We start from the raw sequence: 18162 nt of genomic DNA, 5'->3' as shown, positions 1-18162 counted from the left end.
TCGTAAAGCAGAGCTGGGATCAGATCTGGCTTCGTTACATACGCCGTGTTTTGGCTTTTACCTAAAAAATGCATAAAAAAACATATGCAAATTTATAAAATATATATAAATTATTTGTTGAATTTTTATAAAAAAAGGAGTAAAACATTAGATAAATAAAAAAGAGAAATGCATGGAACAGGACAGATCACAAGAAGCAGACCGGATCACAGAGAGCCGCAGCTGGTGAGAAGCGGCAGAAGGTATTTTGTGATATCATTTGGGAGCATCCCGCTGAATAGAAATCTTTAAGTAAGCCGGGACGTAGTCTTCACGTTACAGAAGAGGCTGTTTGATATGACAGTAATAAGTGGTCGCGTTTAGCAATAAATACGATAATACAAAGTGGTACCACGGAACATTCCGCCTTTGTTATCCGAAAGGATAGCAAGGGCGTTTTTTGATGCAATAACTGTTTTACGGTCATTGTATCATGTATAAAAAACACAAAGGAAAGAGAGTTGATATTATGAACGGAATCACAATGATGATCATAGCCATTGTAGTTCTCGGAGGCGCATATCTTCTGTATGGCCGTTATCTCCAGAACAAATGGGGCATTGATCCGAAAGCAAAAACTCCGGCATACGAAATGGAGGACGGAGTTGATTATGTACCGGCTGATACAAATGTAGTATTTGGACATCAGTTTGCATCCATAGCAGGTGCAGGTCCCATCAACGGACCGATCCAGGCCGCAATTTTCGGTTGGCTGCCGGTTCTGTTATGGATCCTCATCGGTGGTGTATTTTTCGGAGCTGTGCAGGATTTTGCATCCATGTATGCATCCGTAAAGAATAAAGGACGTACGATCGGATATATCATCGAAGCGTATATCGGAAAGCTTGGAAAAAAATTATTTCTTTTATTCTGCTGGCTGTTCTGTATTCTGGTCGTTGCCGCATTTGCAGATGTTGTAGCAGGAACCTTTAACGGATTTGCCGTAAATGATGCAGGAACAGTTACAAAGGTAGCGGCAAACGGAGCTGTTGCAACCACTTCCATGTTATTTATATTTGAGGCTGTTGCACTTGGATTTTTCCTTAAATATACAAAATTCAACAAATGGGTCAACACTGCAGTCGCAATTTTACTGCTGGTAGCAGCAATTGTGCTGGGACTTAATTTCCCCATGTATGTAAGTCTTGGAACCTGGCATATCATCATTTTTGTATACATTCTGATCGCCAGTGTCGCTCCTGTATGGGCACTGCTTCAGCCACGTGATTATCTGAACAGCTATCTGCTCATTTTTATGATCGTCGGTGCGGTTATCGGTGTATTTGTTGCCAATCCTTCCTGTAACCTGAAGGCATTTACAAGCTTTAACGTAGACGGACAGTATATGTTCCCGATCCTGTTTGTAACCATCGCCTGCGGTGCTGTTTCCGGCTTCCATTCACTGGTATCTTCCGGTACTGCATCCAAGCAGATCAAAAATGAGAAAAATATGCTTCCTGTTTCCTTTGGAGCAATGCTGATGGAAAGTATGCTTGCCATCATCGCACTGATCGCAGTTGCATCCTTTGCAGATGGTGAAGCAGCAGCACAGGGACTTACAACACAGCCGCAGATTTTTGCAGGTGCTATCGCAAACTTCCTTTCTGTAGTTGGCCTTCCGCATTCCCTGGTATTTACCCTGATCAACCTTGCTGTATCCGCATTTGCACTGACCTCTCTTGATTCTGTAGCCAGAGTCGGACGTCTGTCATTCCAGGAATTTTTCCTTGATTCTGATACAGATGAGGAAAACATGAGCCCGTTCCTGAAGGTAGTAACAAATAAATATTTCGCAACAGTCATTACACTGGTACTTGCCTACATGCTTACAAAGGTCGGCTATGCTGAGATCTGGCCGCTGTTCGGCTCCGCAAACCAGCTGTTATCTGTACTCGCTCTTGTAGCCTGTGCAGTATTCTTAAAGAAAACAAAACGTCAGGGCTGCATGCTCTGGATCCCGATGGTATTCATGATGGCAGTTACCTTCACAGCACTTGGCATGACCATCACAAAGCTTTCAAAGGCACTGGTAACAACAGGGCTGGATCTTGGAAACACCTTACAGCTTGTATTTGCAGTATTACTGCTGATCCTTGGTGTACTGGTAGCAATCCAGGGTGTGAAGAAGCTGCTTGAGAAGACAGATGATAAAAAAGCAACAGCATAATATTATCGGATGAGATCACGGATTTCTGTTTGGCTGAAGAGGCATGAGTCATATAAATGGCTCATGCCTTTTTACATCCATGGAATTTTGAGATATCTAAAGACGATTTATGACTCCATGCGCCTGCATTCATTGGGAGTCATTCCGAATTGCTTTTTGAAAGCAGTCTGAAAGTGGCTCTGGCTGGAGAAGCATAAAAAGGTGCTGATCGTACGGATGGATTTGTTTGTATATTGCAGCAATTCTTTACCTTCCTCCAGCTTGCAGCGCAAAATAAATGCGCTGACAGAAAAACCAAGGGTCTTTTTAAATAATCAGGAAATGATGGCTGCGATGATGGAAGGAATGCCGCTTCGTCAGTTGTTAAGCTTCGTTCCCGGAATTAAAAGAGAAATACTGGAACAGATGGTTGGTGCTTTAAACGAAGGCGTTGCATATAATAAAAAAAATGTATCAATGGAAATAAAAGCCTTATGCCAGACCAGAAATTAGAGAATCTACTTAATCTTGCCATGAATGCCCTGCCGCAGGAACGGGCGAAATCGGAAAATCTGAATGTGGGATATGATCCCACTACCAGGCTGTGGGATGTGATCGTGAAATACAGCGGTCCGGAAAGCGGACTTGGTGGTGAGAGGATCCAGGTGGTCCCGCTGCTTGGCAGCTATGCAGTAGTGACATTGCCGGAAACGGAAATTTCTGCATACTCAGTTAGAGAGCAGATCGAGTTTATAGAAAAGCCTAAGAGACTTTATTTTGAGACCTTTGAAGAGCGGGAGGCAAGCTGCATTTTGCCGGTGCAGAATGGAGCCGATGGCTTAACCGGCAAGGGGATTTTGGTGGGTATTGTGGATTCCGGGGTGGACTATTTTCATCCGGATTTCAGAAATGAGGATGGAAGTACCCGGATCCTGCGACTGTGGGATCAGAGTGTAGCTGGAAATCCACCGAAAGGCTATGTATCAGGAACTGAATATACGAAGGAAGAAATTGATGAGGCGCTTGCACTCGGGGAAACCGAAGGCAGGCGCCTTGTTCCGTCTGGGGATTTCAGCGGACATGGAACAGCAGTTCTTGGAATAGCAGCAGGAAATGGGAGAGCATCGGAGGGAGTGAAGCGAGGCGTTGCGTATAGAAGTGATCTTCTGGTGGTAAAGATGGGAAATCCACGGGAAAATTCATTTCCGCGGACAACGGAGCTGATGGAGGGTATTGATTACCTGATACGGCAGGCAGTGAAGATGAGAAAACCGATCGTTATAAACGTCAGCTTTGGGAATAATTATGGTTCTCACAGAGGGGATTCTCTTCTGGAAAACTATATTGATACAGTTGCGGCCATGGGGCGGACTGTGATCGTTACAGGAACCGGAAATAACGGCAGCCAGCCCTGGCATGCAGGAGGAATCCTGCAGCAGGGGAAAACAGAAGAAATCCAGTTGGCGGTGGGAGCTTTTGAGCCCACATTAAATGTACAGTTATGGAAGGATTATGAAGATGAGATGGAAATTTATCTGGAAAGTCCGTCCGGAGAACGGATCGGTCCATTATATGAAAGGCTGGGTCCACAGCGGCATCTGCTGGAAAATACAGAGCTTTTGATCTATTATGGAAAACCCGGTCCCTATCAGCTGTCCCAGGAAATCTACATAGATTTCATTCCTGAGGGTAATTATGTGGATAGCGGTGTCTGGAAAGTTCTTTTAAGTGGAAAACGTGTGCGCTCCGGACAGTATTTCCTCTGGCTGCCGGGTGGAAATGTACTGAATCGCGGAACCGGGTTTTATTCTCCGCGGGCTGTGGGAACTTTGACGATTCCTTCCACTGCCGGAAAAGTTATTTCTGTTGGAGCTTATGATTCCAGACAGAATGCCTACGCAGATTTTTCCGGAAGGGGAAGTCAGTTCTTGCCGATCCGGAAGCCTGACCTCGCAGCTCCCGGTGTATCCATCTCCGCCCCGGTTCCCGGCGGAGGCTACGCCACTGTCACCGGAACCTCCTTTGCGGCACCCTTTGTCAGCGGAAGCGCAGCTCTGCTTATGGAATGGGGGATCGTGAAAGGAAATGATCCGTTTCTTTATGGGGAAAAGGTGAAGGCGTATCTGAGGAAAGGCGCACAGAGTGTGGGCGGATATGAGGAATATCCGAATGTGGAGGTGGGATGGGGGGAGGACGTTATAATAAGGTTACATTGAAGAAAGTCAGTAAAATCAAGTGTTTCCGTTCATTTTCCCAACACAGAAACGAAGCACTTTTACCATGATTTTGAAGAAAATCTGCCCGGGTTGGATTCAAAATGATATGGAAAGAAAGATTTGTAGCAATGACGTAACATGAACAGTTGGTTCTATTACAGACAACAGTTTAAACGAAAGAGAGGTCATAGGGATATGAAACTGACTTATACAAATGTAAATGGATACCTGATTCCGAACCTCACCTATAAATCCGGTGAGCAGATGGAGCAGCTTGGCAAATATGGATTCTTACGCAGAGATTATCTGAAGAACCATCGAAATTCAACCTATCAGGTGATGCTTCTGCAGGATACGATTGGAGAGCATCTTCTGGAAGTGGACAAGGCAGCCAGGGAACGGGAAGAAGTGATTCTGAAACAGTTGGAAGAAAAAGAACCACTGCCGGATAAGGAGAAAAATCAGATGGCATGGGTAAGAGCTGCCAATCAGCACAGAGCGATTGCAGAAGAGATTATCCTGAAAGAATTGATTTATGTATAAGGATTGTCAGTAACTAATCTGGCAGGTAACTGATAAAAATAGAATATTGTGAGCGAAGTAAGGCGTGAGTCATAAGATATGGCTTGCGTCTTTTTCTTTGCCTGAAAGGAAGTGATAAGTTTGAACAAGAAGTTTTTGAAGCATTATATGGAAACCAATCCAGAAGGGACAGCACAGACCTATATCTTTTTGGTGGACAATCAGGATATAGCGTTGAATATTGTGATGTCAGGTTATCAGGCACTTTGTCTGGTGCAGGAAGATGACGGATATTATTTCAGTGCAGATTCCTTTATAGAGGAAATGAGATCTATTCAGTTTACTGGAAGCTGTCAGAGTGCCTATCATTATGTGGCTTCCTGTACGGTGAAGTGGGTAAATGATAAGATACTGACATTTTTCAAAGACGCTGGTCTTGACGGAAAAGCAGGCTGGCAGTTGTTCAAAGAGAAGGAGTACCTTGGCAAACTGGATAATCAGAAAGAAGTTGAGAAATTACTGGAACAGTATATTCTTCGGTTTGAGCGAGATCCGAAAGAAGAACCGGAACTGAGCCGTTTTCACTTATTTGATGCAAAAGGGAATGTGAAAGGTGTCCGGGATATGGAGATTGTAGATTACCTGGTGGAGAATGTTCAGTTTTTTGTGGTGGGAATCACACCGTATTATTATGAGCATGGTGTTTTCCTGGAAGACCATGATGGTGTAAGAATGAAATACCGTATCCAGAAGCTGATCTATCGTGATCAGGTACAGAGTGGAGTGATCAAAAGAATCTATAATCTACTGATCGCACAGCCAAAAGTTCACCGAGAGGCATATGAACTAAATAAACAACCTGTGCGGTGGATCAATTTCAAAAATGGATATTATGATCCGGTTAAAGGCGAAATGTTGGAACACAATCCAGATTATCTGACAATCAATCAGATACCATTTCCCTATTATCCAGAAGATTGTGAGCAGGTGTTACAAGGTGGAGAAAATATAAAAAAGTATCTGGCATCGTCTCTTCCTAACAAAGAAGAACAGCAGACATTCTGGGAGTATTTTGGATACTGCATGACACAGGATACGCAGTTTCAGAAATTCCTTACACTGAAAGGAAATGGTGGAACCGGAAAGTCTGTGGCAGTATCGCTGATCCAGCATGTAGTTGGAATCACCAATATGTCCAGTATTTCTTTACAGGATTTAAATAAACGATTCTATGCGACTGGAATGTATGGAAAGCTGTTAAATGCCTGTGCAGATATTCCATGCAAAGCAATGGAGAACACAGATGTATTAAAGAAAGCAGTCGGTGAGGACACACTGATTTATGAGAAAAAAGGACAGGATGCAATTCATTTCCACTCTTATGCGAAGCTGCTTTTTTCTACCAATGAAATGCCGCAGAATCTTGAGGATAAGTCAGATGCTTTTTACCGTAGACTACTGATTCTTGATATGAACCGGGTAGTAAAAAGTGGTGAAAAAGATCTGCACTTAAAGGAAAAGGTACAGGCAGAATCCGATTATGCAATTCATATGGCGATGATTGCATTGAAAAATCTGTACGAACAGGGAAAGTTCACGGAGAGCGAACACAGCAAAGAATGTGTAAGAGAAGTGCAACGGACGTCAGATAGTATCTGTGCTTTTATTGATGAGTCATTGGTGCGTGCCAAAGGAAAACGTCTGAAACGAAGTGAAGTGTTCCATATGTATGAGGAATACTGTAAAGAGAATGGCAGACAGGGGCATGGTAAATCCAACTTTTTCAGAAATATGACAGATAAAGGTTTCCTTCTGAAGCAGTACAATGGTGAGTTTTATTATCAGGATATTGCAGTTAAGGAAGAAGATTTTTGCCCTGTAGATCCAGAAGAAAGAATACCTTTTGAAGAAACAGATATAGATTATAAACAGTTACAATTAAATATGAATCAGGAAATTAAGGGCATTTAGGGCAAAATAAGCAAAAAGAAATGTTACCGGAGCAGGAGAAATAACAAAGATAGCTGCCAGAGTACATAAAATTTTGCTTTTTTTACACTGACTGCCCTTTTTCATGTATCAACGTTTTAGCTGATACAAATATAGGTTTTTCCCAAATTTGGGAGAAAGTCAAAAATAAATATTAAGAAAGTATGAGGTATGATTATGAGAATGATGAAAAACAACAATAATGAGACAGTTATGGTGATCGGGATTGATCATGGGTATGGAAACATGAAAACAGCCACCAGATGCTTTCCATCCGGTGTAGCCAGATATGACAAGGAGCCAATCTTCCAGAATAATCTTCTTGTTTACAATGACATGTATTACCAGATCGGAGAGGAACACAAGGAGTTCTATGCAGAGAAAACGCAGGACGAGGACTATTATGTGCTGACACTGGCGGCTATCGCAAGGGAACTGGATGGGAAAGGTATGAACCGGGCAAAGGTACACATTGCAGCCGGACTTCCACTTACCTGGGTAGCTATACAGAAAGAAGATTTCCAGAAATATCTTCTCCAGAATGAATGTGTGGATTTTACATTCCGCAATAAAGAATATCGTGTGGAGTTTGCAGGAGCTGATATTTACCCACAGGGATTTGCAGCAGCTTTTTACCGTTTACAGGATTTCAAAGGAATCAACATGCTTGTGGATATTGGAAACGGGACTATGAACATCATGTATATCAATAATTCCCGTCCATTAGAGAAGAAATGCTTTACAGAGAAATATGGAACGCACCAGTGTGTGCTTGCAGTCAGGGAATCTTTGTTGAAAGAACTGGGAACAGTGGTGGATGATCTGGTGATTGAGCAGGTGATCCGTACCGGGACAGCAGATATTGGTGAGAAATATCTGACAGTCATTCGTAAAGCTGCCGGAGATTATACGAAAGAAATCTTTCATAAGCTGAGAGAACGGGAATATAATCCAGAACTGATGCGTCTGTATGTGGTCGGCGGTGGCGGTTGTATGATCCAGAATTTTGGAGAATATGACAAGAGCCGGGTGACAATTGTACGGGACATCTGTGCCACAGCGAAAGGCTATGAAGCAATGAGCGTAAGGAAAATCCAGAGAAACGGAGGGATGCTTGTATGAGAAAAGAACGGAAAATCATCAACACAAATATCCGTTTGAATCTTTGTGATGAACAGGACAGGCAGGCATGGGAATATTTGCAGACGATGGACAGGGAAAAATATAAATCGTACACCAGAGCAGTTGTAGTTGCTTTAAACGATTATTTTTCCAGAGAGTACAGGAATGAAGCAGATCCGTATCTGGAAACCAGAGAAAAGGAAGATGCTTTTCTGGAAAGAGTGGAAACAGCTGTCCGGGATGGAGTGAAAGAATCTGCCCCGATGGCTATAGCGAAGAATCTGATGGAAATGCTTGTACCGTTTGTAAAAGAATCGGTAGGAGAAATTAATCTGCCAGACAGAACACTAACAATGGAGAAAACGGATGAAGAGATCGCAGAAGATAATCTGGACTGGGAGAAAGAAGCTGATATGGATGCAGCACTGGATTTTGCAGACAGTTTTTAGCTGATTATAAAAGAAAAGCAGTCTGGCTTACATAAAATAAATCAGACTGCTTTAAGTGGAGCTATTCTTTTTTCTTGGGTAAGGACGTTTATCATCTGTCAGGTTTAGCAGATAATCAACGCTGGTATTATGAAATTCAGCCAGTTTAATCAGAATGTGAGTAGGGATATCGACATCACCACATTCATAATTACTGTAAATACGCTGACTGCAATTTAGGATTTCACCCATATTCTTCTGCGTAAGGTCACGATCTTCACGCAGATCCCGTATTCTCTGATACATGTGTTTCACCTCTAGCATAATAATAACTTAGCGAGATATTCACTATTGAAATATAGCGGGAAATTCGCTACACTGAATTTAAAAATGTAGGAGGGAGAAGTACAGAGTGAAAGAGAAAGTGAAAAAGGTGCTGGTGTGGATTTTTGAGTTTGTCTTATTTTGTGGATATTTCTATGTTTTATTCGTGAATCTGGTATGTGGATTTGGATATGGAGGGATAAGCAGCAGAGGACAGGCAATAAAGATTTTGTGTGCTTCGTTCTTTCTTGCAGCGGGATTGCCAGGATTGATCTGGTATCAGCATCGCAGACTTATGAAACTGGAGAATTTATTACATGACCTGCTTGAAATTTGCGACAAAATAAAATAGCAGTAACAGGAAAAAGGACTGACAGTAAAGAATAGTTTTACGAAAACAGAATAGCAGAAAAAGACAATAGCAGTGATAGCATTTCAGACATTATGAGTTGGAGAAATGTTCATGACTGCTATTTTTATGCCTTTCAGCAGAAATAGAAAGCAGTTCAGAAAAAGAAAGACAGAAATAACAGGGAAATATGGCAGAAAGGTGTTTGCAGATGAGAGGGGTGTACAAACAGGCAAAGAAAAGATATAGGGTGCCGGATACGGCACATGATTGTCCGATACTTCGCATCGGAGTGGTGCATGACCAGCCTGTTTCAGAAAGGGAAAATCTATGAAAGGTGGAGCTTTTCTTTTTCTTCCGCAGTCGGCTCCTGCACCACAAACCCACCGTCATCTCCATTTGGATTTGATAATGTAGGGTGGAAAATATTGCCTGGCGGGTGTCGATTCAGTGGTGGGGAGATGACAGGCAAGTTTCGCAAAGTGGCAAGCCACTATGCACCGGAGCCAGCCTTTGGGCTGTTCCTAAACTTGCCAGAGGGCTCCGCCCCTTGGAACCCCGGCACGTCAATGGCGTAAGTATTCCTGCGAAATGTCCACCGGACATTCCTACGGAACACTTACTGATTGACTAGGACGCTGTCCTGCACCTGTATAAGAGAGCGTTGCACTCTCTTATAAATCTCCTACCAATATGCCGCCAGAACGCTGTGGCTGTTAACAAAGAATGAAAATCAAGCAATGAAAGGAGACAAAAGCCTATGAGAAAACGAAATCATACAGTAACCATACGGATGAATAAAGAGGAATACGATTTGTTTCAGAGCAAGGTTAAAGAATCCGGAAGAACACAGCAGGAAGTTGTGATAAAAGCAATCGCAGACTTGAAGATAGCAACGGCAGAGGAAATAGAAGAACTGAAAAGACTGAACCAGATGTTTGCGGATATCCTTTGTCAGCTCCGGGGAGCTACGACAAATATCAACCAGATTGCAAGAAAACTGCATACAGATGGAGAAATCCCAAACGACAGTATGTTGTATTTCCTCAATAAAAATATTCTCAAGTATCGGAAGGAGAGTGAAAGGATATGGCAGTTAATAAGACGATTAATAAGCGGACAAATACACATGGAGCAATGAGAAATTGTATTGAATATGTTTTACGACAGGACAAGACAAGTGAGCTGCTTACTTATATAACAGGCCCGTACTGTCACAATGAAATTAATTATGATCTGGTGTACAGAACCTTTTTGGAAGAAAAGAAGATGTGGAATAAAGATACAGGGAGAATGTATGCCCACAACATTATTTCCTGGCATAAGGATGAGCAGATCACCCCGGAGCAGGCATTTGAATTTGGAAAAGAGTTTGCAGAAAATTGGTTCAGTGGATTCCAGACCTTAGTGGCTGTGCATAAGGATAAAGACCATATCCACTGCCATTTGGTTACTAATTCAGTGAGTTATGAAGATGGGAGAAAGCTGCATAACACCAGAAAAGATCTGGAACGTATGAAACAGCTTACCAATCAGATGTGCCGGGAACGAGGACTGACCGTTGCCGAAAAAGGAAAGCATTTTGATGGAAGTCAGATTGAAAAAGGGGAAGTCATTGCATGGAGCAAAGACAAATATAATCTGTTCCGTCAGCAGGTAAAGGATAGCTTTGTAGCGGACTGTGCAATGGCAGTGTTAAAAGCACTGGAAAATTGTATCAGCAAAGAAAAGTTTATAGAAAAAATGAAGCAGTTCGGATGGAACGTAAACTGGACAGAGAAACGGAAGCACATTACTTTTCAGAACCAAGAGGGAAAGAAAGTACGTGACAGTAATCTGTTCAAAACATTTCATTTGGATATCAGCAAGGAGGGACTAGAGAATGAATTTAATGGAAATAGGAAAAAAGCCAGAGATTCAGCCAACAGAGACAGCAGATCAGATGAAGAACTTGCCGGATACTACCGACAAGTGGAAGCAGCTTGCGAAGGAGCAGGCGGCGTCACTGGAGCTAGTGACGGAAGAGAGAGACGAGTTACAGGTGAGAAATCAGAAGATGAACGAGTTTATCCAGAAATTTCAGGAAAGGACACACAAGCTGAAAATGGAAAAACAGAAGCTATTCTTCGAGAATCACGAAATGCAAGACGAAATTCGGAAATTAAACGACGAAATTCATCGTTTGACAACCGAACTGTCCGAAACGCAGAAGCTGAATCAATCGCTTCAGAAGAACAACGACGATTTGAGGAACAGAAACGGCTTGAAGAGCAGGAGCGAGCAAGAGCAGCTCGAAGAAGAAATAAAAGACGTTCGGGACCAGAACTCTAAATTGCAGATACAGGTTAATAAATCATCTGTTGAAGCAGTAGATGAAGCACAGAAGAAACAAAAAGAAGCAGAGAAAAAGATAGAGCAGGCAGAATCCAAAGCCCGTAACGAAAAGAAACGTGCTGAGCTGGAAATTCGTAAAGCGAAAAAAGAAGTAAAGGACAGAACGGAAAGCATGAAGTCTATAGAATATTTCTGGGGAATGGGATACATTACGGTAGTCCTGTTTGCAATTCTACAGAATGGTGCTTTTCAACATGATTTCATAGATTTTTTTATGGCTCCATTCATGTGGTATGTTCGATTTTGTAAATGGCTGGTATATCCAACTTATGATAATGGATTTAACCAGAAAATAGCATATACAGGTGGGGAAGTATGGGTTATCAGGATTCTGGCAATCGTAGCTGTGCTTTTCATAATGGGAATCATAATGGTGATAATTATGGAAACAATAAAACAATACAAAAAAATGTGGAACGAAATTTCACAAATGTTTTTGATTGGAAGCCTTTCAGGGATAGCAGTGCTTGGGGATGTAACTAGAAAATATCTGCCGGTGAATTTGATTTTGCTATTTATACTCATTAATATGGGTATCATGCTACTCAGAATATATCTTCGGAAGAAGTTTGATTATATGTAATTTGTTATTTTAATGACCAGTGGGTGGTACCTGACAAATGATAAAGCTGTTATTATGATTGCACACCGCCTAAAAACAGTACAGAAAGCTGAACGGATTTTCGCTCTGGAGAATGGAAAACCGCACAGCAGGGAATACATGAAGAACTTGTGAGACAGGATGGGATTTATCGTCATTTTATTGTTGAAAGAAGAGAGGCAACAAAATGGAGAGTTTAGGAGTCTAAATGTCTGGTGCGGCGATATTCCAAAGGTGATACACCAAAATGCTTTTTAAACACAGAGGCGAATTTGCTCTGATTCAGATATCCGACCTGTGCTGCAATCTCAGCTACAGACAGTCGTGTTGAGGCAAGCAGTTCGCCTGCTTTATTCATACGCATTTCACGCAGATAGACAGAAATATTCTGTCCGTAAACACCGCGAAAATAATTTTTTAGACTGGTTTCGCTGATAGAAAAATATTCAGCCAATTCCCACGCAGGATGATGCAGCCTTAGGTCTGAGGTGATGATATTTTCGACCTTTTTAGCAATATTAACCTGAGATTCAGTAAAGAAAGTGCAGGCCTGAGACTTAGGGATAGCCTCCAAATTTTGTAGTACTGAGAATAAAGCGAGCGTATATATTTTCATTTGAATGACTGCAAAAGAGGCCGGAAAATCATATAATTCCCATAGTTTTTTGAGAATTTCCTCAGTTTCGTGGGTCGCTGTCGATATATAAGTGCTTCCATGAGGACAAAACATCTTTGAGATTTTTCTGAAATCAATGCTAAATTCATTTTGTACCCATGTATTTTCTAAAGTAAATGTATCTATATCAATAAAGAATTCAAGCCCCTCATAGATGCGCTTTGGATAAACATATTCTTTTTGGGCGAAGCATTCTGTGAGAGAAAGTTCTCTGTCTTTGATGTAGACAAAATTTTTGTTGTTCAGGATCATTTCACAACGACCTGTCACACAATAGTTAAGAAGCAATGGACCTTTTGTAATGGAGCTGTCTGATCGAAGGTCGGGAGCCGTCCAGGTTGGAGAATTTATAAAAATATATGCCAGAGACAGACCGGGAAAAAGTGAAAAAAAGGTCATCGAACCTTTACCTTCCTTCGTATTTAATATAAGCTCCATATTATATTCAGCCTGTTTTATGGATATACCTGGTATTTTGATACATTTTTTGATCACGTCGTTAATTTTCATAGAAGATCTCCCTGATATAAGTACTTTTGCCCTGTAACAGATAATATTATAGGATTTGAAGAGAGCAGAGTCAACAATAAAACCCAATGCTGTTTGGAGCTAAAATGATATTTGGTTGTAGAGATATAACAAAACATATGGTATTTTATGGAGTAGTTAGATAGAGCTAATTATACAAGGGAGGTATTCTGTATGAATAACAAATTACAGGCGAAGGACCTGATTAATCTGGGACTTTTCACAGTCCTTTATTTTGTACTCGGATGTTGTGTGGCAATTCCGATTGGCTTTGTTCCGATATTTCTTCCGATTCTTGGTGCATTGTGGACACTGATCACAGGAATTCCATTTATGTTATTCCTGACAAGGGTAAAGAAGTTTGGTATGGTAACGCTGATGGCAATTCTGAGTGGCCTTTTGATGGGACTTACCGGAATGGGATATTGGGGTGTACCTTTGGGGCTTATCTTTGGGCTGCTGGGAGATTTGATTCTGAAATTTGGCAATTATAAAAGTGCTAAAAGGAGCCTGATTGGATATGCAGTATTCAGTCTCTGGATGGTTGGTACATATATTCCAATGTACTTCATGGTAGAAGATTCAAGAGCCAGCTTCGCAGCCAGTTTTGGTAAAGAGTATGCAGATAAAGTAATGGCTGTCATGCCTATGTGGAGCATTGTTCTTGTGATTGCAGGTATCTTTATCTGCGCAATCATTGGAGGAATGATTGGAAAAGCGTTGCTCAAAAAACACTTTGTAAAAGCAGGAATCGTGTAATGGATGAGATATTATCTGCTACTGTTGACAGCAGAAATGGAATTGTTTTAGATCCTAGAACAAAATTGTTTATGCTTATAACGATTACAACATTGATGTTCAGTACCAGCAATGATGGAATCATGAATATAGTGAAACCAATACTAAGCCTTATACCATTTGCATTGATTTTGTCAGAGCACAAATTCAAAACAGCCGGTAAATATGCAGTTCTCTATGCGGTATGCTTTGTACTGGAGCGGCTGGCATTGAATGTTTGGAGTGGTATGATTTCTTTTCTGATATTGGCAGCAACATCAATTATGACGCGTTTTGCACCGGGAATTATGACAGGCGCATATCTGATTTCTTCTACATCTGTAAGTGAGTTTATCAGTGCAATGGAGCGGATGCATGTCACAGAAAAAATCATAATACCGTTGTCAGTTATTTTCCGTTTCTTTCCTACAATCAAGGAAGAATATCAGGCAATCCGGGATGCAATGAAAATGAGAAATATCCGTTTTGGTGGTAAAAATCCATTCCTTATGATTGAATACCGGCTGATACCATTGATGGTATCCGTAATAAAAATTGGTGATGAGCTGTCTGCAGCAGCTCTAACAAGGGGACTTGGTGCACCGGTCAGAAGAACCAATGTCTGCGAGATTGGCTTTCATGTACAGGATTTTAGTGCCATTGTTGTTTGCTTTGCATGCTTTATATTGTTCTTTTTGCATCAGTATATTGTTTTTTGAGGTAGTACATTATGATAAAAATAGATCATGCAACATTTACATATGGAGAAAATAATGAATATTCTGTGGGAATCCGGGATATTGATCTGGAGATAGAAGATGGTCAGGTTATTGTGCTATGTGGGGAGAGCGGTTGTGGAAAAACAACACTCACTCGAATGATCAATGGGTTGATTCCACATTATTATGAAGGAAAATTAACTGGTGAGATATGGATAAATGGGATAAATGTTTCGCAGCAGCCACTGTATGATACAGCAAAAATTGTTGGAAGTGTTTTTCAAAATCCACGGTCACAGTTTTTTAATGTAGATACAACAAGCGAGATTACTTTTGGATGTGAAAATCTTGGAATGCCAAAGGAAGAAATCAAAGATCGATTGCAGGCTACAATTCAGGAGCTGCATCTGAAAAAATTGATTGGACGCAATATTTTTCAGCTTTCAGGTGGAGAGAAGCAGAAGATTGCCTGTGCAGGGGTTTCTATTATGAAACCGGATATTTTTGTCCTGGACGAACCCTCTTCTAATCTGGATGCAGCTTCAATCATGGATCTGCGAAGAATAATCGCCCACTGGAAGGAACAGGGAAAAACGATTATTATATCGGAGCATCGCCTGTATTATCTGCGTGGGCTGGCGGATCGGTTTATTTATATGAAAGAGGGACAGATTATTCAGGATTATTCAGCCACAGAGTTTGAAAATCTGACAGAAGAAAAGCGAGAAGAGATGGGACTGCGGGCTTATGTTCTGGAAAATCTCCTTATGCCAGAGATGTTGATATCAGAAAGAACCACAATGGAACTTCATGATTTTAATTTTGCATATAAGAATGGTCCACAGATTTTATATATCAGAGAATGTGAGATTCCGGCAAATCGGATTGTCGCAATTACGGGCAATAATGGAGCTGGAAAATCTACTTTTTCCCGTTGTTTCTGTGGTTTGGAAAAACAATGTGGCACAATCATCTGGAATGGAAAAACTTACAGACCAAAAGAAAGGCTGAAAGCCTGTTATATGGTTATGCAGGAAGTGAATCATCAGCTTTTTACAGAGACAATACAGGATGAAGTTATGATTAGCATGAAAGAAGAAAATGAGAAAGAAGCAGACAAATTTCTTGATATGCTGGATCTGATAAAAGTCAAAGACCGTCATCCAATGTCACTTTCCGGAGGTCAGAAGCAGCGGGCGGCTATCGCATCTGCAATTGCCTCCGGGCGCTCTGTGCTGTTTTTGGATGAACCAACCAGTGGTCTTGATCATAAGCATATGCTGGAGGTTGCAGAGGTTCTAAGAGAAGTGTGGGATACCGGAATTTCGGTTTATGTGATCACACATGATTTGGAACTGATTATAGAGTGTTGCACTGATGTCATTCATTTTGAAAATGGAACTATTGCAGATCAGTATCAGATGGATGCAGAAGGAATGGAGAAGATAAGAAAATATTTTATCCAGGAAAAGTGTTGTGGCAAGTGGAGTAAATCTGACTGATGGCAAAGGATATTGTAAATAGTTTTGGAAAGTAGATGAATGATAATTATGAGCAAATATAATCCTTTATGGAAGTGAATCAATAAAAATAAAACAGACGATTTCAAGTTGACTTTTGCTGAAATTGAAAACATTGCCGGAGTGCCTATAGATCATTCGTTCCTTACATTCAAAAAGGAACTTTTGCAGTATGGTTTTAATGTGGTAAAAATTTCTATGAAGGAACTGACAGTAGATTTTGAAAAAGTCGAAGAGGAGGCTTAAACATGGAATCAAAGAAATAGAACTTGTAGTTGCATCTTCGATTGGTGCAGATCTTGCCATGGCATTTCTGACATAGGCAAAAATACCGTTAAAGCATGTATTTTTTGATGGTGGACAGTTTGTACAAATTGGAAAGGCAACACGCAGAATCATGGTTCCGTTCTTATATATAGCAATGAAAAGTTTATATTGGTCAAAAGGAAAGATGCTGAAGAGAATCATGTGGTGTGACGACGGCAAAATCAAACTACAGATGCATCTGCTAAGTGAAAATTGAATACACGGGAAAATAAAAAATCGAAACAGCAGACTTGACAAATTCCTGTAATGAGTTAAAATATAACAGTGCTATATAGCACTGTTATATTTTGGAAAGAACTTTAGAGGATACGAAAAGAATGTCGACAAAAGCAGAAGATACACAAAAAAATATATTAAATACAGCCAGAAAACATTTCCTGAAAGATGGTCTGACCGGAGCATCTTTAAGAAACATTGTAAAAGATGCCGGACTTACTACTGGTGCATTTTACAAATATTATCCGACGAAAGAGGCACTTTTTGATGCACTGACAGATCCCTATATGGAACACATTTATCAGATTTATGATCAGATCGTTGAGGAGTTTGAAAAGCTTTCGGCCAGTGATCAGACAAGGAATATGTCGTATACATCCAGTGATGGAATGGAGCAGATGGTTGATTATATTTATGATCATTATGATAATTTCAGATTATTGTTGAAATGTGGAGACAGTGGAAAATTTGAACTATTCATACACAATATGGTAGAACGGGAAATGAAGTCCAGCCTGAAATATATGGAAAAGATGAAAGAGAACGGTGTGAAAATACCGATTGTAGAGGAAAGCCTTATGCATATGATCTATACGGGATTTTTTTCATCAGTATTTCAGATCATTGAGCATGATATAGACAGGGAGACTGCAAAGAAAAATGTGCATCAGCTGAAAGAATTCAATACAGGTGGCTGGGAACGATTGTGGAATATTGAATTCCCGGTATAACTAATGTAAGTCAGGTGGCTAATGCCAGTAAGCCACCTATTTTATTATATATGAGTTAGAATAAACTAATGAAAGAAACAACAATAAAACCAAAGTAAGGAGTGAACGAATGTGAAAGAAAAAAAGAAGTCGGCAATCAGCTGGATCCTGACATGGGCCGGACAAAAAAGAATTGCCTATGTATGGAGTGTGTTACTTGCAATCGGAAATGTGATTTTTAAGATTTTGCCGTATTTTATTATTGCAGATATAGTAAAGCTGTTTTTAAATGGTGAAAAGGAGTTTGAAATATATCTTGCAAAAGCGGTTCTGATTGCATTATCGTTTATCATTGCAGAACTGCTTCATTCACTTTCGACAGCATTGTCACATAAAGCAACGTTTGCAGTACTTGCAAATATAAGAAAATCCTGCTGTGACAAGCTGGCGCGGGTACCTCTTGGCTATGTGAAAGACACACCTTCCGGTACATTTAAAAATATTATGGTGGAAAGAATCGACAGTATCGAGACAACACTGGCGCATATTGTCCCGGAAT

At 40.7% G+C, this 18162-nt stretch carries 20 protein-coding genes and 1 pseudogene; 18 read left to right on the top strand and 3 right to left on the bottom strand.

The window, feature by feature from the left end:
- Positions 1–508: 508 nt before the first annotated feature.
- The gene (locus tag NE638_RS04630) at positions 509–2206 is read left to right on the top strand and encodes a carbon starvation CstA family protein (protein ID WP_022426195.1); all 1698 of its coding nucleotides are present in this window, start codon (positions 509–511) and stop codon (positions 2204–2206) included.
- A gap of 107 nt (positions 2207–2313) precedes the next feature.
- Here NE638_RS04630 and NE638_RS18195 read toward each other — a convergent pair whose 3' ends face one another.
- Positions 2314–2478, bottom strand: coding sequence for a helix-turn-helix domain-containing protein (locus NE638_RS18195; protein WP_180214222.1), 165 nt, complete (start codon positions 2476–2478; stop codon positions 2314–2316).
- Between NE638_RS18195 and NE638_RS04620 the strand changes: the two genes are divergently transcribed.
- The 6 genes from NE638_RS04620 (at position 2423) to NE638_RS04595 (ending at position 8483) form a co-directional block, all read left to right on the top strand.
- Positions 2423–2698 (top strand): hypothetical protein, encoded by a 276-nt coding sequence (locus NE638_RS04620; protein WP_147238614.1) that lies wholly within the window; start codon positions 2423–2425, stop codon positions 2696–2698. The genes NE638_RS18195 and NE638_RS04620 overlap by 56 nt on opposite strands.
- Positions 2680–4401: a S8 family peptidase gene (locus NE638_RS04615; protein ID WP_173745833.1), complete on the top strand. Its 1722-nt coding sequence runs from the start codon at positions 2680–2682 to the stop codon at positions 4399–4401. Before NE638_RS04620 ends, NE638_RS04615 begins: the two co-directional genes overlap by 19 nt.
- A 195-nt stretch (positions 4402–4596) precedes the next feature.
- Positions 4597–4944: a TnpV protein gene (locus NE638_RS04610; RefSeq protein ID WP_040015519.1), complete on the top strand. Its 348-nt coding sequence runs from the start codon at positions 4597–4599 to the stop codon at positions 4942–4944.
- Positions 4945–5055: 111 nt separating this feature from the next.
- Positions 5056–6894, top strand: a complete 1839-nt coding sequence (locus NE638_RS04605) for a DNA primase family protein (protein ID WP_233420475.1) — start codon at positions 5056–5058, stop codon at positions 6892–6894.
- 195 nt (positions 6895–7089) lie between these two features.
- A complete protein-coding gene (locus NE638_RS04600) occupies positions 7090–8034 on the top strand; it encodes a ParM/StbA family protein (RefSeq protein WP_044998622.1) in 945 nt (314 codons plus the stop codon).
- Positions 8031–8483 carry a hypothetical protein gene (locus NE638_RS04595; protein ID WP_005333760.1) on the top strand — a complete coding sequence of 151 codons (453 nt, stop codon included), beginning with the start codon at positions 8031–8033 and terminating at the stop codon, positions 8481–8483. The genes NE638_RS04600 and NE638_RS04595 overlap by 4 nt, the downstream gene beginning before the upstream one ends.
- A gap of 51 nt (positions 8484–8534) precedes the next feature.
- On the opposite strand, the gene NE638_RS04590 is transcribed toward NE638_RS04595, so the two are convergent.
- The gene (locus tag NE638_RS04590) at positions 8535–8768 is read right to left on the bottom strand and encodes a helix-turn-helix domain-containing protein (RefSeq protein WP_015540886.1); all 234 of its coding nucleotides are present in this window, start codon (positions 8766–8768) and stop codon (positions 8535–8537) included.
- Between the two features lie 106 nt (positions 8769–8874).
- On the opposite strand from NE638_RS04590, the gene NE638_RS04585 reads away from it, so the two are divergent.
- The 5 genes from NE638_RS04585 to NE638_RS04565 all read left to right on the top strand — a co-directional run bounded on the left by NE638_RS04585 (position 8875) and on the right by NE638_RS04565 (position 12112).
- Positions 8875–9138, top strand: a complete 264-nt coding sequence (locus NE638_RS04585) for a hypothetical protein (RefSeq protein ID WP_005333764.1) — start codon at positions 8875–8877, stop codon at positions 9136–9138.
- A 111-nt stretch (positions 9139–9249) separates the two neighbouring features.
- Positions 9250–9384 carry a hypothetical protein gene (locus NE638_RS04580; RefSeq protein ID WP_015540887.1) on the top strand — a complete coding sequence of 45 codons (135 nt, stop codon included), beginning with the start codon at positions 9250–9252 and terminating at the stop codon, positions 9382–9384.
- A gap of 511 nt (positions 9385–9895) precedes the next feature.
- Entirely contained in the window at positions 9896–10276 is a 381-nt protein-coding gene (locus tag NE638_RS04575; protein ID WP_172675350.1) for a plasmid mobilization protein, read from the top strand.
- Positions 10225–11466, top strand: coding sequence for a relaxase/mobilization nuclease domain-containing protein (locus NE638_RS04570; protein ID WP_227189164.1), 1242 nt, complete (start codon positions 10225–10227; stop codon positions 11464–11466). The genes NE638_RS04575 and NE638_RS04570 overlap by 52 nt, the downstream gene beginning before the upstream one ends.
- Positions 11399–12112: a DUF6040 family protein gene (locus NE638_RS04565; protein ID WP_242981852.1), complete on the top strand. Its 714-nt coding sequence runs from the start codon at positions 11399–11401 to the stop codon at positions 12110–12112. The genes NE638_RS04570 and NE638_RS04565 overlap by 68 nt, the downstream gene beginning before the upstream one ends.
- A 214-nt stretch (positions 12113–12326) precedes the next feature.
- Here the strand turns inward: NE638_RS04565 and NE638_RS04560 are convergent, their stop codons facing one another.
- Positions 12327–13316, bottom strand: coding sequence for a helix-turn-helix domain-containing protein (locus tag NE638_RS04560; RefSeq protein WP_173745832.1), 990 nt, complete (start codon positions 13314–13316; stop codon positions 12327–12329).
- 192 nt (positions 13317–13508) lie between these two features.
- Between NE638_RS04560 and NE638_RS04555 the strand changes: the two genes are divergently transcribed.
- From NE638_RS04555 to NE638_RS04530, 6 genes and pseudogenes are all read left to right on the top strand, one after another.
- Entirely contained in the window at positions 13509–14093 is a 585-nt protein-coding gene (locus NE638_RS04555) for an MptD family putative ECF transporter S component (protein ID WP_005333775.1), read from the top strand.
- Positions 14093–14830: an energy-coupling factor transporter transmembrane component T gene (locus tag NE638_RS04550; RefSeq protein WP_005333779.1), complete on the top strand. Its 738-nt coding sequence runs from the start codon at positions 14093–14095 to the stop codon at positions 14828–14830. The genes NE638_RS04555 and NE638_RS04550 overlap by 1 nt, the downstream gene beginning before the upstream one ends.
- Before the next feature lie 11 nt (positions 14831–14841).
- Positions 14842–16332, top strand: coding sequence for an ABC transporter ATP-binding protein (locus tag NE638_RS04545; protein WP_005333781.1), 1491 nt, complete (start codon positions 14842–14844; stop codon positions 16330–16332).
- Positions 16333–16410: 78 nt separating this feature from the next.
- Positions 16411–16596 (top strand): hypothetical protein, encoded by a 186-nt coding sequence (locus NE638_RS04540; protein WP_256137123.1) that lies wholly within the window; start codon positions 16411–16413, stop codon positions 16594–16596.
- A gap of 398 nt (positions 16597–16994) precedes the next feature.
- Positions 16995–17624: a TetR/AcrR family transcriptional regulator gene (locus NE638_RS04535; protein WP_008369863.1), complete on the top strand. Its 630-nt coding sequence runs from the start codon at positions 16995–16997 to the stop codon at positions 17622–17624.
- Between the two features lie 111 nt (positions 17625–17735).
- Positions 17736–18162, top strand: a pseudogene (locus NE638_RS04530) (ABC transporter ATP-binding protein); the annotation flags it as partial.

Origin of the sequence: Blautia sp. MSK.18.38, from assembly GCF_024460535.1 — a bacterium.
Classification (GTDB): Bacteria; Bacillota; Clostridia; order Lachnospirales; family Lachnospiraceae; genus Blautia_A; species Blautia_A fusiformis.
The sequence above is the reverse complement of the archived record's forward strand: the minus strand, read 5'-3'. Positions and strand labels throughout refer to the sequence as shown.

What these genes read in the sequence shown, in the direction of transcription:
- NE638_RS04630 (WP_022426195.1), top strand. Translation starts at nt 509, where the DNA reads ATGAACGGAATCACAATGATGATCATAGCCATTGTAGTTCTCGGAGGC.
- NE638_RS04620 (WP_147238614.1), top strand. Translation starts at nt 2,423, where the DNA reads ATGGATTTGTTTGTATATTGCAGCAATTCTTTACCTTCCTCCAGCTTG.
- NE638_RS04615 (WP_173745833.1), top strand. Translation starts at nt 2,680, where the DNA reads ATGCCAGACCAGAAATTAGAGAATCTACTTAATCTTGCCATGAATGCC.
- NE638_RS04610 (WP_040015519.1), top strand. Translation starts at nt 4,597, where the DNA reads ATGAAACTGACTTATACAAATGTAAATGGATACCTGATTCCGAACCTC.
- NE638_RS04600 (WP_044998622.1), top strand. Translation starts at nt 7,090, where the DNA reads ATGAGAATGATGAAAAACAACAATAATGAGACAGTTATGGTGATCGGG.
- NE638_RS04595 (WP_005333760.1), top strand. Translation starts at nt 8,031, where the DNA reads ATGAGAAAAGAACGGAAAATCATCAACACAAATATCCGTTTGAATCTT.
- NE638_RS04590 (WP_015540886.1), bottom strand. Translation starts at nt 8,768, where the DNA reads ATGTATCAGAGAATACGGGATCTGCGTGAAGATCGTGACCTTACGCAG.
- NE638_RS04580 (WP_015540887.1), top strand. Translation starts at nt 9,250, where the DNA reads ATGACTGCTATTTTTATGCCTTTCAGCAGAAATAGAAAGCAGTTCAGA.
- NE638_RS04575 (WP_172675350.1), top strand. Translation starts at nt 9,896, where the DNA reads ATGAGAAAACGAAATCATACAGTAACCATACGGATGAATAAAGAGGAA.
- NE638_RS04570 (WP_227189164.1), top strand. Translation starts at nt 10,225, where the DNA reads ATGGCAGTTAATAAGACGATTAATAAGCGGACAAATACACATGGAGCA.
- NE638_RS04560 (WP_173745832.1), bottom strand. Translation starts at nt 13,316, where the DNA reads ATGAAAATTAACGACGTGATCAAAAAATGTATCAAAATACCAGGTATA.
- NE638_RS04555 (WP_005333775.1), top strand. Translation starts at nt 13,509, where the DNA reads ATGAATAACAAATTACAGGCGAAGGACCTGATTAATCTGGGACTTTTC.
- NE638_RS04550 (WP_005333779.1), top strand. Translation starts at nt 14,093, where the DNA reads ATGGATGAGATATTATCTGCTACTGTTGACAGCAGAAATGGAATTGTT.
- NE638_RS04545 (WP_005333781.1), top strand. Translation starts at nt 14,842, where the DNA reads ATGATAAAAATAGATCATGCAACATTTACATATGGAGAAAATAATGAA.
- NE638_RS04535 (WP_008369863.1), top strand. Translation starts at nt 16,995, where the DNA reads ATGTCGACAAAAGCAGAAGATACACAAAAAAATATATTAAATACAGCC.